Origin of the sequence: Mycobacterium sp. 852002-51057_SCH5723018 (genome assembly GCF_001667035.1) — a bacterium.
Classification (GTDB): Bacteria; Actinomycetota; Actinomycetes; order Mycobacteriales; family Mycobacteriaceae; genus Mycobacterium.
Window position 1 is genome coordinate 193,658 of the sequence record NZ_LZIR01000070.1, and the last position, 14,944, is coordinate 208,601.

The 14,944-nt window shown below is 68.2% G+C and carries 16 protein-coding genes and 1 pseudogene; 6 read left to right on the plus strand and 11 right to left on the minus strand.

Going from position 1 to position 14,944, the window contains the following annotated elements; genetic code table 11:
• The 4 genes from A5764_RS13990 to pyrR are packed head-to-tail and all read right to left on the minus strand — an operon-like array spanning window position 1 to window position 3,342.
• Entirely contained in the window at window positions 1-522 is a 522-nt protein-coding gene (locus A5764_RS13990) for a transporter (protein WP_067114088.1), read from the minus strand.
• Window positions 519-1,811 carry a dihydroorotase gene (locus tag A5764_RS13995; RefSeq protein ID WP_067114089.1) on the minus strand — a complete coding sequence of 431 codons (1,293 nt, stop codon included), beginning with the start codon at window positions 1,809-1,811 and terminating at the stop codon, window positions 519-521. Before A5764_RS13995 ends, A5764_RS13990 begins: the two co-directional genes overlap by 4 nt.
• Window positions 1,808-2,773, minus strand: a complete 966-nt coding sequence (locus tag A5764_RS14000; protein WP_067114090.1) for an aspartate carbamoyltransferase catalytic subunit — start codon at window positions 2,771-2,773, stop codon at window positions 1,808-1,810. The genes A5764_RS13995 and A5764_RS14000 overlap by 4 nt, the downstream gene beginning before the upstream one ends.
• Window positions 2,770-3,342: a bifunctional pyr operon transcriptional regulator/uracil phosphoribosyltransferase PyrR gene (gene pyrR / locus A5764_RS14005; protein WP_067114091.1), complete on the minus strand. Its 573-nt coding sequence runs from the start codon at window positions 3,340-3,342 to the stop codon at window positions 2,770-2,772. Before pyrR ends, A5764_RS14000 begins: the two co-directional genes overlap by 4 nt.
• A gap of 264 nt (window positions 3,343-3,606) precedes the next feature.
• Here pyrR and A5764_RS28310 point away from each other — a divergent pair.
• From A5764_RS28310 to A5764_RS14015, 3 genes and pseudogenes are all read left to right on the plus strand, one after another.
• Window positions 3,607-3,807: pseudogene (locus tag A5764_RS28310) on the plus strand (HNH endonuclease); the annotation flags it as partial.
• A gap of 7 nt (window positions 3,808-3,814) precedes the next feature.
• The gene (locus A5764_RS14010) at window positions 3,815-4,447 is read left to right on the plus strand and encodes a cyclopropane-fatty-acyl-phospholipid synthase family protein (protein ID WP_156664685.1); all 633 of its coding nucleotides are present in this window, start codon (window positions 3,815-3,817) and stop codon (window positions 4,445-4,447) included.
• A gap of 38 nt (window positions 4,448-4,485) precedes the next feature.
• The gene (locus tag A5764_RS14015; protein ID WP_082951689.1) at window positions 4,486-4,845 is read left to right on the plus strand and encodes a hypothetical protein; all 360 of its coding nucleotides are present in this window, start codon (window positions 4,486-4,488) and stop codon (window positions 4,843-4,845) included.
• A gap of 6 nt (window positions 4,846-4,851) precedes the next feature.
• Here A5764_RS14015 and A5764_RS14020 read toward each other — a convergent pair whose 3' ends face one another.
• The 3 genes from A5764_RS14020 to A5764_RS14030 are packed head-to-tail and all read right to left on the minus strand — an operon-like array spanning window position 4,852 to window position 7,019.
• Window positions 4,852-5,247 (minus strand): hypothetical protein, encoded by a 396-nt coding sequence (locus tag A5764_RS14020; RefSeq protein WP_156664667.1) that lies wholly within the window; start codon window positions 5,245-5,247, stop codon window positions 4,852-4,854.
• Between the two features lie 9 nt (window positions 5,248-5,256).
• Window positions 5,257-5,679, minus strand: coding sequence for a hypothetical protein (locus A5764_RS14025; RefSeq protein ID WP_067114094.1), 423 nt, complete (start codon window positions 5,677-5,679; stop codon window positions 5,257-5,259).
• A 56-nt stretch (window positions 5,680-5,735) separates the two neighbouring features.
• Window positions 5,736-7,019 (minus strand): hypothetical protein, encoded by a 1,284-nt coding sequence (locus tag A5764_RS14030; RefSeq protein ID WP_067114095.1) that lies wholly within the window; start codon window positions 7,017-7,019, stop codon window positions 5,736-5,738.
• Between the two features lie 106 nt (window positions 7,020-7,125).
• On the opposite strand from A5764_RS14030, the gene A5764_RS28315 reads away from it, so the two are divergent.
• The 3 genes from A5764_RS28315 to A5764_RS14045 are packed head-to-tail and all read left to right on the plus strand — an operon-like array spanning window position 7,126 to window position 9,149.
• A complete protein-coding gene (locus A5764_RS28315; RefSeq protein ID WP_156664668.1) occupies window positions 7,126-7,344 on the plus strand; it encodes a hypothetical protein in 219 nt (72 codons plus the stop codon).
• A gap of 52 nt (window positions 7,345-7,396) precedes the next feature.
• Window positions 7,397-8,605: a serine hydrolase gene (locus A5764_RS14040; protein ID WP_067114097.1), complete on the plus strand. Its 1,209-nt coding sequence runs from the start codon at window positions 7,397-7,399 to the stop codon at window positions 8,603-8,605.
• Window positions 8,606-8,609: 4 nt separating this feature from the next.
• Entirely contained in the window at window positions 8,610-9,149 is a 540-nt protein-coding gene (locus A5764_RS14045) for a GNAT family N-acetyltransferase (protein ID WP_067114098.1), read from the plus strand.
• Between the two features lie 97 nt (window positions 9,150-9,246).
• On the opposite strand, the gene A5764_RS14050 is transcribed toward A5764_RS14045, so the two are convergent.
• From A5764_RS14050 to A5764_RS14065, 4 genes are read right to left on the minus strand one after another with little or no spacing between them, the layout of a single operon-like run.
• Window positions 9,247-11,946 (minus strand): fumarate reductase/succinate dehydrogenase flavoprotein subunit, encoded by a 2,700-nt coding sequence (locus tag A5764_RS14050; protein ID WP_197501385.1) that lies wholly within the window; start codon window positions 11,944-11,946, stop codon window positions 9,247-9,249.
• Window positions 11,943-12,680 (minus strand): ABC transporter ATP-binding protein, encoded by a 738-nt coding sequence (locus A5764_RS14055; RefSeq protein ID WP_067114099.1) that lies wholly within the window; start codon window positions 12,678-12,680, stop codon window positions 11,943-11,945. The genes A5764_RS14050 and A5764_RS14055 overlap by 4 nt, the downstream gene beginning before the upstream one ends.
• Complete coding sequence (locus A5764_RS14060; RefSeq protein ID WP_067114100.1) at window positions 12,677-13,534, minus strand: ABC transporter permease; 858 nt, start codon at window positions 13,532-13,534, stop codon at window positions 12,677-12,679. Before A5764_RS14060 ends, A5764_RS14055 begins: the two co-directional genes overlap by 4 nt.
• Window positions 13,531-14,931: an ABC transporter substrate-binding protein gene (locus A5764_RS14065; protein WP_067114101.1), complete on the minus strand. Its 1,401-nt coding sequence runs from the start codon at window positions 14,929-14,931 to the stop codon at window positions 13,531-13,533. Before A5764_RS14065 ends, A5764_RS14060 begins: the two co-directional genes overlap by 4 nt.
• Between the last annotated feature and the right edge of the window lie 13 nt (window positions 14,932-14,944).

Here is a 14,944-nt window from a genome sequence, read left to right on the forward strand (position 1 = left end):
TCACGCAACCTCTCCCTGCTGGCCTTCCGGCCGGTCTTGCACCCAGTCGTCGTAATCGCCGCGGCTGTTAGCGCGAAAACCGATGTCGATCTCGACCCCGGACGGCAGCCGCCACCGGATTGCCAGGATCCCGACGCGGGCCACGACCTTACCCGCCAGGCCGCGCTCCATCCGGATGGCAACGATCGACTCCTGCGGAATCCAAATCGGTTTGGCCCGAACGCGTTCCAGCAGGATCCCCTCGGGATAGCGGGTCAGCACCGCCCTGCTGCGGTAGCCCAGATCGCCCGCCGTGATCCGCTCGTTCCAGGCCGGCGCCATCGTGCAGCCGCAATAGACCCCGCGGGCCGTGACGAGGACGGTGCCCACCTTGTCGGGCATGTCGGGCAGGCCGCCGATCAACTCGGTTTGCCGCCGCGCGCGGCGCTGCCAGCCGCGCATCATCAGCTGGATGACCACCGTGATCACTATCACCAGCACGGCCAGGAAGATCAGCGACCCGACCAGTGTGCCTGAGTTCATGCCGGGCTCTTTCCGTCCCGGGCGGTGACCTTCCCGCGCAACAGGGTTGCGGTCACGGTGGCGGGCAACGTCATCGACTCGTACGGTGTGTTGGCCGACCGGCTGGCCAGATCGGACCCGGCGACCGTCCAGGTCGCTTCCGGGTCCACCACGGTCAGGTTGGCCGGCTCCCCCACCTCGAGCGGCCGGCCGTGATCGGGCAGGCCGACGATGCGGGCCGGGTTTTCGCTCATCACCTTCGCGACATCGCGCCAGGTCAGCAACCCTGGCTGCACCATGGTCTGCACCACCACGGACAGCGCCGTCTGCAAGCCGAGCATGCCGGGTCGCGCCGAGCAGAACTCGACACATTTTTCGTGCTCGGCGTGCGGGGCGTGATCGGTGGCCACACAGTCGATCACCCCGTCGGCCAGCGCTTGACGCAGCGCGAGCGCGTCGGCGGCCTCGCGCAGCGGCGGATTGACCCGGTTCACCCCGTCGTAGCTGGCCAGCCTGCTGTCGTCGAGCAGCAGGTGATGCGGGGTGACCTCGGCGGTGATCGAAATACCTTGTGTCTTAGCCCATTTCAGGATCTCGACGGTGCCCGCGGTGGAGGCGTGGCAGATGTGCACCCGGGCGCCGGCATCGCGGGCCAGCAGCGCGTCGCGGGCGACGATGGATTCCTCGGCGGCCCGCGGCCAGCCCGACAGCCCCAGCCGGGCGGCGGTGGGCCCCTCGTGCGCCACGGCGCCGGCGGTCAGCCTCGGCTCCTCGGCGTGCTGGGCGATCAGCACGCCCAGGCCGGTGGCGTATTCGAGGGCGCGGCGCATCACCAGCGGGTCGTGCACGCACACGCCGTCGTCGGAGAACATCCGCACCTGCGCGGCACCGGCCGCCATCATGCCCATCTCGGTGAGCTCGGCTCCGGCCAGCCCGACGGTGACGGCGCCGACGGGGTGGACGTCGACCAGGCCCACCTGCTGGCCGCGGTGCCAGACGTGGTCGGTGACCACCGGGCTGTCGGCGACCGGTTTGGTGTTGGCCATCGCGAACACCGCCGTGTACCCGCCCAAAGCCGCTGCCGCCGAGCCCGTTTCGATGTCCTCGGCATATTCGCGGCCCGGCTCGCGCAGATGGGTGTGCAGGTCGACGAAGCCGGGCAGCAGCACCTGGTCCGTGGCATCGATGACATCGGCGAACTCCGGGATCGCAAGGCCGGGGCCGATTTCGGCGATCTGGCCGTTATCGACCAGCATGTCGACGCGGTCGCCCTCGCCGTACAGCCGAACCCCGCGAAGCAGCACGCTCACGCCACGCCCTCCTTGGCCCTCGGCTCCGCAGATTCGGTGCCGACCAGCACATGGAACAACACCGCCATCCGCACGTGCACCCCGTTGGAGACCTGTTGCAGCACAGCCGATTGCGATGAGTCGGCGACCGATGACGCGATCTCCATGCCCCGCAGCATCGGTCCCGGGTGCAGCACCACGGCATGGCCGGGAAGCATCGCCTGGCGGCGATCGGACAGCCCGTACAGGGACGAATACTCGCGCACCGACGGGAAGAAGCCGCCGTTCATCCGCTCGGCCTGCACCCGCAGCATCAGCACCGCGTCGGCGGCGGGCAGCTCGGCGTCGAAGTCGTTGGACACGGTGACCGGCCAGCCGTCGACCCCTACCGGCAGCAGCGTCGGCGGCGCCACCAGCACCACCTCGGCGCCCAGGGTTCCCAGCAGCATCACGTTGGAGCGGGCGACCCGGCTGTGCAGGATGTCGCCGACGATGACGATGCGCCGGCCCTCGATGCCGCCGAGCCGCTGCCGGATGGTCAGCGCGTCGAGCAGCGCCTGGGTGGGGTGCTCGTGGGTGCCGTCGCCGGCGTTGATCACCGACGGCCCATCGTCTTTGACGCAGGTCCACTCGGCGAGCAGGTGCGCGGCGCCGGACGCCGAATGGCGGATGATGAGCGCGTCGGCGCCGGCCGCGCGCAGCGTCAGCGCGGTGTCGCGCAGCGATTCCCCCTTGCCCACCGACGATCCGGTGGAGCTGACGTTGATCACGTCGGCGCTCATCCACTTGCCGGCCACCTCGAACGACACCCGAGTGCGGGTCGAGTTCTCGTAGAACATCGTGACGATGGTGCGCCCGCGCAGCGTGGGCAGCTTCTTGATCTCGCGGCCGACCAGCGCCTGCGCGAACCGGTCGGCGTCGTCGAGGATGGCGGTGGCTTCGTCGCGGCTCAGGTCGCCGGCGGCCAGCAGGTGGCGCGTCATCGGGAGATCACCACGCCGTCGCGGCCGTCGTGTTCGCTCAGCAGCACGTGCACGCTCTCGTTGCGCGAGGTCGGCACGTTCTTGCCGACGTAGTCGGCGCGCAGCGGCAGCTCGCGGTGGCCGCGATCGACCAGCACCGCCAGTTGCACCACCCGGGGGCGGCCGACGTCGCGCAGCGCGTCCAGGGCCGAGCGCACCGAACGCCCGGAGTAGAGCACGTCGTCGACGAGGATGACCAGCGCATCGTGGATGCCGCCGGCCGGGATCGATGTCGCCTCCAGTGGCCGCGGCGGCTTTTGCATCAGGTCGTCGCGGTAGAGGGTGATATCAAGGGCACCGTGCGCGACGTCTACCCCGCTGTACTCGCCGATGTTGGCGGCCAGGCGCTTGGCCAGGATCACGCCGCGGGTCGGGATGCCCAGCAGCACCACCCGTGGCGCGTCGGGCCCGTCCAGCGCGGTCTTTTCGATGATCTGATGCGCGATGCGGGAAATGGTGCGGCCCACGTCGGCCGCCGACATCAATTCCCTGGATTCGCCGGCGAAAGCGGCGTCCCCTGCGGCACCCATGCGAAACCTTGACCTCCTTCTCCGCCTCTCTGGACGGATCGTTAAAGGATGTCGACTGCACGGCAGCGTAGCACTAGCGGCGTTCTCGCTCGCATTGCGGTCAGCGTGTCGGTCTGTTGCCTCACGTAAACCTGCGCGCTTGTTAATTGGCGGTTTGGCACCCGGTGCAGCTTTGCTGGTGGTGAGGGTCAGGAGCTGGGCGGTCACGGCTTGAACCTGGCGCTGGGTGCGGCGGGATTGATCACGGAGTAGGCCCGGTCAGCGTGCAACTACGCCAAGGAGGCGCCCGGCTGGCGCGTCACCGCCACCGTGGACGAAACGGTTGGGCACCGCGCCGAATTCGAGACACCCACCGAGATGCGCTACCAGTCCGGCGCGCCGCCACCGCCAGGACCGTTCGACATCCTCGTCAGTGAGGTCGAAGTCCGGGTCGCGATCGCACTCACCGATCTACACGCCGCGTAGGCCTAAGCTGGCGGATATGGACTTCGACGCCCTCTACCGCGGCGAGAGCCCCGGCGAAGGAATCCCCCCAATGCCCACACCGCCGTGGGATACCAAGGCGCCCAAGGAGAACGTCATCGGGTGGCACACCGGCGGCTTTGTTCACGGTGACGTCCTCGACATCGGCTGCGGGCTCGGCGACAACGCGATCTACCTGGCCAAGAACGGCTACGACGTGACCGGGCTGGACATCTCGCCGACCGCGCTGATCACCGCCGAGCGGCGGGCCAAGGACGCGGGCGTCGACGTGAGGTTCGCGGTGACCGATTCGACCAAGCTCGAGGGCTACACCGACGCGTTCGACACGATCGTCGACAGCGGGATGTTCCACTGCCTCGACGAGGACGGGAAGCGCAGCTACGCCGCCGCGGCGCACCGGGCGACCAAGCCGGGCGCCACATTGCTCATCAGCTGCTTCTCCGACGCGAACCCGGTGAACGAGGATTGGCCGCGGCCGGCGGTGTCCGAGCAGACGCTGCGCGACGTCCTCGGCGGGGCCGGGTGGGATATCGAATCGCTGGAGCCCGCGACGGTGCGCCGCGAAGTGGATGACAACGAGATCGAAATGGCGTTCTGGTACGTCCGGGCTCAGCGGCGCTAGTCGACTTCGTCGGTGTCGATAGCTACTCAGTGCGAAGCATGACGGTCGTTCGTGCCGAACTGGCTCGGCAGTTTTACTTTGGTGACGACGCGGTGGTGTTGGTCATGGACACCGATGGGGTGACGACTTTTCTCTCAGCGTTGGTCCGTGCGCGGCAACAGGGTTCGTCGCGGCTGGAGGTCGAGGGCGCGGTTCACGATCTTCTCATCGAGCCCGATGCCGCCGACATCGAGCTGCACGATGATCGCGTGGTGTGGCGGCTCGACAATGCCAAGGCCACAGAGATCATCGAGTTGTTGAGGGCGATGACGCAGGGCACCACCCGTGCGGGTCATTACTACGTCGACATTTCGACGCCGGCTGAGACGTTGGTTCTGTCATGCAACGAGCACGTCTAGTTTGACCTACTCTGTGGGTGGGTAGCTGGCGTTTTCCAGGAGCAGGAGAAACCTTGGATAAGTACTGACTTTTTCTTGCACGGAGCGCAATATCTCGAACCAGTATTCGTCGGCCGAACGTCCGAAACGCACGCCCGAGCCGACAAGTGTGCTGCCGAAGGAAATATCGGTAAGAAACATAGCTCGCGCCCAGTCGAGGTCAGACAGCGGCGCTTTGTTCTTGATGGCCTCTTTTAATCGGGTAGTGAGCTGGAACCACTGATGTTTATCTGATTGGCCCAATACCGGGCACAAGAGCATATAGGTGTGCTGCGCGGTTCCGGCGTACTCGTTGAGCGCCAGAACCATGAATTCACGTTCATCATCGGTTAGCTCGATCTCGACAAGGTCTTGTTCCGTCATTCGGTTCACCTAGTTCGTGCGTCCATCGTGGGATTTACTCTTCAGCGGCGGCTGCCTCGTGTTCTGCAAGAGCAGAAGAAACCGGTCGTGACTGCTGACTTTCCTTTGCACGGAGCGGAGCACTTCGAACCAATGTTTATCGGCGGCCGGTCCGAAACGTAGTCCTGAGCCCACGAGGGTACTGCCGAACGAAATATCGGTGAGAAACAGTGCACGAGCCCAGTCAAGGTCAGACATTGGCTTCTTGATTTCGATGGCTAAAGAGAGCCGGTTAACGAGTTGGAACCACTCCTGCTTACTTGATTGTCCCAACACCGGGCACAGCAACCGGTACGTGTGTTGTGCGGTGCCGGCGTACTCGTTGAGGGCAAGAACAATGAGCTTCCGCTCTTCATCGGTCAGCTCGATTGCAACGAGTTCCGATTCCGGCATCGGCTCAGCCTAACCAAGTGGAGGGACAGCGCGGCAATAGCGTCATCTTGGTCGCATCATTGTTCATTGTCATCTGGGAGTTCGCCAAATAGTGGCATGCCATGGTGCTGACCCGGTTTATGCGGATGGATGACGTGTGGCTCTATGGACAGCCCTCCGCCGAAGGGAAGCCCGGGCATTCCGCCACCGCCCTCTCCGACAACGGGTAAAGGCTTCACAGGCGGCGTCTCCACCGGCGGACCAGCTGGTGGTTTGGTCGGCGCAGGTTCTCCGCCGGCCGCCGGTGGCGGTGCAGGACGCGATCCGGATGGTGTCGGAAGCGGCTCGTCGGCAAGTTGGCGGTGCTCAAACGAGCCGACGCTACCGCCGAACTTTTGGTCAACGTAATTGGGTCTCGCCTGCAAGTCGGGCTTGAATACTGTGCCACAGTCGCCTCCTACACCGCTCGTGTCTCGGATGATCAACACATTGTCTCTAGGGTCGTAAATGACCGGGGCGCGGTCGGTGCTGCTTGGGCCAAGTCGTAGTCCATCAGGGTTCTCAATTGATCTTTTCAACTTTCCGTATACCAAGTCCGCGAGTTGGTCTTTGGTCATTCCGGGAAAATCGTCCATGTGGCCGTTCGGACTGCTGGCATGACCGTAAGCGATTTTTTGTGCGGCCCGCATCAGCGGGTCGTCGCTCCAGCCGCCAGTCGGAGGGTCGGGTTCGGGATTCGGAGCCTCTTTGAAGGTGTGATTGTCGACGGCCCGGACCTTGTTGCGCTCGTCTTCGCGGGCGGTCGTGCCATCAACCGCAGATGTCTCGGGGAAGCTGAGCGCCTCGATGTCCTTGGTAGCGGCGGCGATTCGCGCGGCGAGCTCGTGATCGCCGGTAACCAAGGCGGCCACCCGGTGGCGAATGAAGCTCGCATGGCCTTGGGCGACGGCGAGGCGGGCGGCCCGAAACTCGGACGAACCACCACGCATGCGATCGGTGACCGAATAGTCCTCACCCACGCTAAAGCCGTCAGCGCGCGCATCCTCGACGGCCTCTAACACTGCGTGTATGCAGGCTTGCAACCGCTCTTCGCCACGAGCGGCGACGGCGGCGGCCCCATGCAACTGGTCCGACGCGTCGCGGACCTTGACCAGATCGAGGTACGACCGTTCGTGGGCCGCGGCGGCGGCCTGACCCGTCCACGCGGCGTCCCCGGGCGTCGAAATCCGATTATGCACTTCGCCGAACGTCTGCTCCCAAAGATGGCCGGCGCGCGTCCAATGCTCTGCCGCTTCACGCAGATAGGCGGTGTCTAAGGTCTGCACTTGCGACAAGGTCGGCAGCGCTGCGCCGGCCGCCATCTAGCACGCCTTTACCGGGCTGAGCGCGCGAAACTCCGCTGCCGAATGAACTTCATTCTCGCCATAGCTAGCGGAGACTCGAGTCAGTGCGGCGGCCGTCGCTTGGATGCGCGAACTGCACCTGAGCCCGGCCGCGGCGATCTGCGCGTGCGCAGCGTTCACCGCAGCCGCGCTGGCCAGTACTGATGACCCCACCAACGTCGGCGCGCTGCTGGCCGCCAGGCTCGCCGCCAAAGCCTCACACCAGCCAGCTTCCGCGCGCAGACCATCCTCGCTGACCCGCAACTCGGTGGCAGCCCCCCGCGACTCCATGCGCGCAGTTTAGGACCGATGCCCGTTTGTCACAGTTCACCAGGGCGCCCATTAACCTGAACCGGATGAATCTCGACACCAACCAGGCCTCCATCCGCGAAGTGTGCGACGCCGGCCTGCTGGCCGGCGCGGTGACGGTGGTCTGGCAGCGCGGAGAACTGCTGCAGGTCAACGAGATCGGCTACCGCGACATCGACGCCGGCCTGCCCATACAACGCGACACGCTGTTTCGCATCGCGTCGATGACCAAGCCGGTCACCGTCGCGGCGGTGATGAGCCTGGTCGACGAGGGCAAGCTGGCGCTCAAAGACCCGGTCACGCGCTGGGCGCCGGAGCTGGCAGAGGTGCGGGTGCTCGACGACCCGCACGGCCCGCTGGACCGGACGCATCCGGCGAGCCGCACCATCCTCATCGAGGACCTGCTCACCCACACCAGCGGGCTGGCCTACGCGTTCTCGGTCTCCGGGCCGATCTCGAAGGCCTACATGCGGCTGCCGTTCAACCAGGGGCAGGACGCCTGGCTGAGGGAACTGGCCAAGCTGCCCCTGGTGCATCAGCCAGGCGACCGCGTCACCTACAGCCACTCCATAGACCTGTTGGGGGTCATCGCTTCCCGCATCGACGGCAAGCCGTTCTACCAGGTGCTCGACGAGCGGGTGCTGGGTCCGGCGGGCATGCCCGACACCGGCTTCTTCGTCACACCCGAGGCGCGCCGCCGCGCCGCGACCATGTACTCGCTCGACGATGATCACCGGCTGCGCCACGACGTGATGGGGCCGCCGCACATCACGCCGCCCTCGTTCTGCAACGCCGGCGGCGGGCTGTGGTCGACGGCCGACGACTACCTGCGGTTCGTGCGGATGCTGCTGGACGACGGGACGGTCGACGGCGTGCGGGTGTTGTCCCCCGAGTCGGCCCGCCTCATGCGCACCGACCGGCTCACCGACGAACAGAAGCGGCACAGCTTCCTAGGGGCGCCGTACTGGGTGGGCCGCGGCTTCGGGCTGAACCTGTCGGTGGTGACCGACCCGGCGAAGTCCATCCCGCTGTTCGGCCCGGGCGGGCTGGGAGCATTCAGCTGGCCCGGCGCCTACGGGACGTGGTGGCAAGCCGATCCGAGCGCCGACGACCTGATCCTGTTGTATCTGATTCAGAACATGCCCGACCTGTCGGTGGATGCGGCCACGGCCGTCGCGGGTAACACGTCGCTGGCGAAACTGCGCACGGCGCAACCGAAATTCGTCCGCCGGACCTATCAGTCGCTCGGGCTCTGACGCCATGCCCGAGTACCCGCCCGACCGCATCGACGGGTCGCGGGTGCTGTTGCGCCCGCCGGTGCTCGACGACGCCGGCGCGCTGTTCCAGCGGGTCGCCCGCGACCCCCAGGTGACGAAGTACCTGCTCTGGGCACCGCACGCCGACGTGGCGGCAACCCGGCGGGTGATCACCGAGAAACTCAACGCCAGCGCCGACGAACGAACCTGGGCAATCACGTTGCGGCACAGCGGCGAAATCATCGGCCTGACCAGCTGCCGGCGCCCGGTGCCGCACTCGGTGGAAATCGGTTACTGCCTCGGGCGGAAATGGTGGGGCAAGGGCTATATGCCCGAGGTGCTTGAGCTGCTGATGACCGCGCTGGAAGCCGATCGCCGCGTGTACCGCGCCTGGGCCACCTGCCACGTCGACAACGAGCGCTCGGCGAGCGTGCTGCTGCGGGCCGGGTTCGCGCTCGAGGGCCGGCTGGCCCGCTACGCCGTCTACCCCACGCTCGGCCCCGAGCCGCAGGACGCCCTGCTCTACGCCAGGACGCTGCGCTGAGGGGCCCGTTTGCGTGTGAATCCAGGCCGCCCTGAGTGCACAAACACCGCCCGGGCTGCACACTCAAAGCCGTGACCGCACACTCAAAAGCGCCCGGCTACCCCTCCAGCGCCCGGCGCGCGTAGGCGCGCACGTCGGCGTCGCTGTCCTTGAGCGCGATGCCCAGCGCGTCGCGGGCGGCGGGGTCGCCGGCCCAGCGGGTCAGGCTCAGCACCGCCGCCTTGCGCACGTCGAGGTGCGCATCGCCCAGCGCCTCGGCCAGCCGGGACACCGCAATCTCGGCCGCCGCACCGGCCAGCGCCCGCGCCGCGCCCACCCGCACCTGCCAGGCCGGCGCCAGTAGCGCGCGCTCGACGGCGTCCAGATCGCCTTGCTCGCAGCCCAATTCGCCCAGCGCGGCCAGCGCGGCCGCACGCACCAGCGGGTCGGGGTCGGCGAGCAGCGCCCGGACGGCACCGCCACCGCCACCGCCACCGCCACCAAGGGTGGCCAGGCCGCCGGCCGACGCGATGCGGACCTCCCGGTTCTCGTCCCGGGTGGCGGTGACGACGCCGTCCACGTCGTCAACCGACACCAGCGCCCGCACCGCCTCGATCCGCACCCGGTGATCGGGATCGGCCAGCGCGCGGCGGTATTCCTGCGCAGCACCGGCCCGCCGCGAGGCCAGCAGGTAGATCGCGGCCGCGCGCACCACCGAGTCGCGGGAGCCCAGATGCTCCGCCACGCCGCCCGGGTCGGGCAGCACCTCGACCAGCTCACGGATGCCCTCGGCGGCGGCGCGGCGCACCGCGGAGTCGGCATCGTCCAGCGCCGCGAACAGGGCGGGCGCGTACCCGTCGGGAATGTGCTCGGTCAGCGTGGCGACCGCGGTGCGGCGCACCCCGGGATCGGCATCGGTCAGATAGGGCCCGAGGTCGGCGATCGCCGGCTCCTCGAGCGCGAGGACCTCGGCGATGCGCGGCGAGGGTGCCTCGAAACCCGCCGGGGTCGAGGCGATTCGGGACACCGCGGTCGCCGGGGCCTGCCCGCCGATCAGTGGCGGCTGCGCCACCTCGTGCACCGTCTGGTCGGCCGGCGGCAGGCCGTCCAGCTCCGGCACCGGAACGAAGTACGGGGCGACCGGGCGCTTCAGGAACACCATCTGGCCGTCGCCGCCTTTGTGCAGGTTGAGGTGATAGCCCCATTCGCTGTCGTCGCGGACGGGCAGGTCGGCGCGGTCGTGGTAAAGGCCCCAACGCGATTCGGTGCGGGTCAGCGAGGACCGGGCCGCCATCTCGGCGCAGTCCCGGATGAACGACACCTCCACGGCGCGCATCAGCTCGTGCGGGTTGCGGGCGCCCATCTCGGCGATCTCGTCGCGCATCCGGTCGAAGGTGCGCACCGCGACGGACAGCTTCGCGGCGCTCTTCGGCGGCGCCACATAGTCGTTGACGAACCGGCGCAGCTTGTATTCCACCTGCGGTTGGGGCGGGCCGTCCGGATGACGCAGCGGGCGGTAGATCAGCTCGTGCGCGTCGCGCAGCTGGCCTTCCGGAAGCTGTTGCGGCGCAGCGACATCAGCTAGCGAATCGGCGGCGTCGGTGCCGGCCAGGTCGCCGAAGACGAACGCCCCGATCATGTAGTTGTGCGGGACGCAGGCCAGGTCTCCGGCGGCATACAGCCCGGCCACCGTGGTGCGGGCGTGCTCATCGACCCACACGCCCGACGCGGAATGACCGCTGCACAAGCCGATCTCGGAGATGTGCATCTCGATGTCGTGGGTGCGGTAATCATGACCGCGGTTGGCGTGGAAGGTGCCCCGGGTGGGCCGTTCCGTGGTGTGCAGGATGTTCTCCAGCGCGGTCAGCGTCTCGTCGGGCAGGTGCGACACCTTCAGATAGATGGGGCCGCGGGCGGAGTCGATCTCGCTCTTCACCTCGGCCATCATCTGGCCCGACCAGTAATCGGAGTCGACGAACCGCTCCCCCAACGCGTTGACCTGGTAGCCGCCGAACGGGTTGGCCACGTAGGCGCACGCCGGGCCGTTGTAGTCCTTGATCAGCGGATTGACCTGGAAACACTCGATTCCCGACAGCTCGGCGCCCGCGTGGTAGGCCATCGCGTACCCGTCGCCGGCGTTGGTCGGGTTCTCGTAGGTCCCGTACAGGTACCCCGACGCGGGCAGCCCGAGCCGCCCGCACGCCCCCGTCGCGAGGATCACCGCCTTGGCGCCGACGGCGACGAACTCACCTGTGCGCGTGTTGAACGCGGCGGCGCCCACCGCGCGGCCTCCCATTTTTGGATCGGTCAGCACCCGCACCGGCATCAGCCGGTTCTCGATGCGGATCTTCTCGCGCATCGAGCGCTGCCGCAGCACCCGGTACAGCGCCTTCTTGACGTCCTTGCCCTCCGGCATGGGCAGCACATAGGAGCCGGAACGGTGCACGCGGCGCACCGCGTACTCGCCGTGTTCGTCCTTCTCGAACTTCACCCCGTAGCGCTCGAGGCGCTGCACCATCGCGAAGCCGCGGGTGGCGGTCTGATACACGGTGCGCTGGTTGACGATCCCGTCGTTGGCGCGGGTGATCTCGGCAACGTAGTCCTCGGGCTCCGCCTTGCCGGGGATGACGGCGTTGTTGACCCCGTCCATGCCCATCGCAAGCGCGCCGGAGTGCCGCACGTGGGCCTTCTCCAACAGCAGCACCTGCGCGCCGTGCTCGGCAGCGGACAGGGCCGCCATGGTGCCCGCGGTGCCGCCGCCGATCACCAGCACGTCGCAGTCCAGGCGAACGGGGGCCAGATCCGGAACCAGCATCATGCCGCCACCGAATGATCAAGAGCCCCAAGCACTTCGGCTCGCAGCTCGGACCGGGGTTGATCACTGCGCGCGTCGGGAACGTCAAGCGATGCCCGCACCGGCTCACCCGCCCGGCCCAGCACGACGATCCGGTCCCCCAGCGCCAGCGCCTCGTCGACATCGTGGGTGACGAACACGATTGTGGTCGGGTGGGTGCGCCAGGTGGCGATGAGCAGCCGCTGCATCGCGGCCCGGGTCTGGGTGTCCAGCGCCCCGAACGGCTCGTCCATCATCACCGCCCGCGGCGCCCCGGCCAGGCCGCGGGCGAGCTGAACGCGTTGGCGCATACCTCCGGACAGGCTCTTGGGCAGGTAGTTGCCGAAGCCGGTGAGCCCGAGTTCGTCGATCCAGCGCTCGGCCTGGGCGCGTCGGCCCGCACGCGGCACCCCGCGCAGCCGCAGCGCCAGCTCGATGTTGGACCGCACGGTGCGCCACGGCAGCAGCGCGTTGTCCTGGAACACCATGCCGCGGTCGCCGGAGGTGGTGGTGACCTCGGCGCCGTCGGCCACTACCCGGCCCTCGTCGGGCGACAGCAGGCCGGCCAGGGCGCGCAACACCGTCGACTTGCCGCAGCCTGACGGCCCTGTGAGCACCAGGATCTCCCCCGGCCGCACCGCCAGGCTCAGGCCGTCGATGACCGGAGTCCCGGTGTAGGACAAGCGAACCCGGTCCAGCTCGAGGCTCATGCCCTTCATCGCCGGCCCTCCTCGCCCCGCGGCAGCCAGCGCGTCACGCGGCGACCCACCAGTTCGACGGCCGCCGATGTCGCGAACCCCAGCACGCCGATGGTGATGATGCCGACGAACACCTGCGGGTAGGCCAGCACGGTGTAGTCCTGCCAGGTGCGGTAGCCGACGCCGAGCCGGCCCGAGATCATCTCCGCGGAGATCACGCAGATCCACGCCACCCCCATGCCGACCGACAGGCCGCCGAACACCCCCGGCAGGATGCCCGGCAGCACCACCTGGCTGAGCACCGCCCGCCGGCCGCCGCCCAGGGTGCGCACCGAGTCCTCCCACAGCGTGGGCAGCGCCCGCACCGCGTGCCGCGTGCTGACCATGATCGGGAAGTAGGCCGCCAGGAAGGTGATGAACACGATGCCGGCCTCGTCGGTCGGGAACAGCAGGATCGCCACCGGCACGATCGCGATGGCCGGGACGGGCCTGGCCAGCTCGGCCAGCGGGCCGAAGGTGTCGGCGAACCACCGCGAGCGGCCGAGCAGCACGCCGGTCGCGACGCCGATCACGGCGGCCAGCCCGAAGCCGGTGAGGATCCGCAGCAACGACTGCGCCAGGTCAAGCCAGTACTCGTAGGCGCCGAGCCGGCGCTGCAGCGCGTGCACGATCGAAGTCACGGTGGGCAACGTGTCGAAGTGCAAGAGCAACCGCACCTTGCCGGCGGTGAGCAGCTGCCACAGCCCGATCGCGGCGGCCACCGACGCCAGCCGCACCGCGCGCGACCGCCAGGGTGAGGTGGGGCGCCGCGGCGGCGCCGGCGGGGGCGCCGCGACCGGGTCGAGCACCTGATCGACCACTATGTTGGCGGTCATACCGAACCTCCCAGTGCCTGTTGGTAATCCATGGCGACGCTGCCTGGATGCGTGGTGGCGTAGCGACGCGCCCCGGCCGGGGTGCCGAAGGGGTGATAGGTCTGGGCCCCTCCTGTTTGCAGGCGCACCCAGACCGCCTTGTCGGCGAACCAGCGTGTCCCCAGCTCGGCGTCGGGCACGTACGCCGCCCGTACCTTGGCGCCGCGGGCGGTCGCGTCCCTGACCGCACGCAGCAAATCCGTTGGGGTGGCGACGGTTTGCGTCGTGTCGGTCCCGTCCAGCCACAGTTCGCTGGCCTGGGCGGGGTCGCCGGCCAGCAGCGACGGGTTGGCGGTGCGCGCCCGGGTGGCCTGGTAGTCCAGCCCGCGGGCGGCGAACACCGCGCGCAGCGGCTCGTCCACCACGAACTTTCCGACGTCGAGATCGGCGAAGTCGCCGATCGACTTCAGGTACGGCACATCGCTTTTCAGCGCGTCGACCAGCGACGGCTTGAGGGTCGTGTCGAACGACGTGCCGCCCGGGCCGTTGTAGAGGTACACCACCTCCTGCGGCAGCCCGCTGGACTGGGCGACGATGCGGGCCGCCTCCAGCGGCTTTTCGTTGAGGAAGTCGGTGGCATCCAGCTGCGCCTGCAGGAACGCCGCGAGCACCTCCGGGTGGGCCGATGCATACGAGCGGCGCACCACCACGCCGTGCAGGGTGGGCAGGTTCAGCTCGGCCCCGTCGTAGAGCAGTTTGGCCTTGCCCTGGTAGACCAGCAGACCGGGCCAGGCGACGAACTGCGAAAGCCCCTGCACCTGACCCGATTCCAGCGCCGAGGCGCCGATCTGAGGCTGCTGGTTGAGCACCTCGACGCCATTGATGCCGGCCCTTTGCAGCGCGCGCACCAGCGTGCCGTGGCCGGCCGAGCCCACGCTGGCCGAGACCTTCGTGCCCGCCAGGTCGGCCAGCCCCGTTGCCGCCGAATCCGGCTTCACCACAACCATGTTCAGGGCGCCCTTGGGGTTGTAGCCGGTGATCGAGACGATCTCGGTGCGGGCCAGCGGATTGGCCTGCGTCTTGGAGCCGTTGATCAGCATCGGGTAGTCGCCCATCGAGCCGATGTCGATCTTTTCGGCGAGCATCTGCGCGGTGATCGGGGCGCCGGTGTCGTAGTCCTGCCAGCGCACCGCGTACCGGGTGCCGGTGCGGGCGGTGATGTCGGCGAGCCGGTGCTCCAGGTAGCCCTGCGCGCGCAGCAGCGTGCCTGCGGTGACGGTGTTGATGGTCTTGGACTGGTAGCCCACCACGACGTTGACCACACCGGAGGACTGTGAGAGCGATTCCAGCGAGCAACCGGAGGCCAGGGCGACGACGGCGGTTGCCACCGACATCAGCCGGAGGGCGCGCTTTTTCATGGAAAGCCTTGGC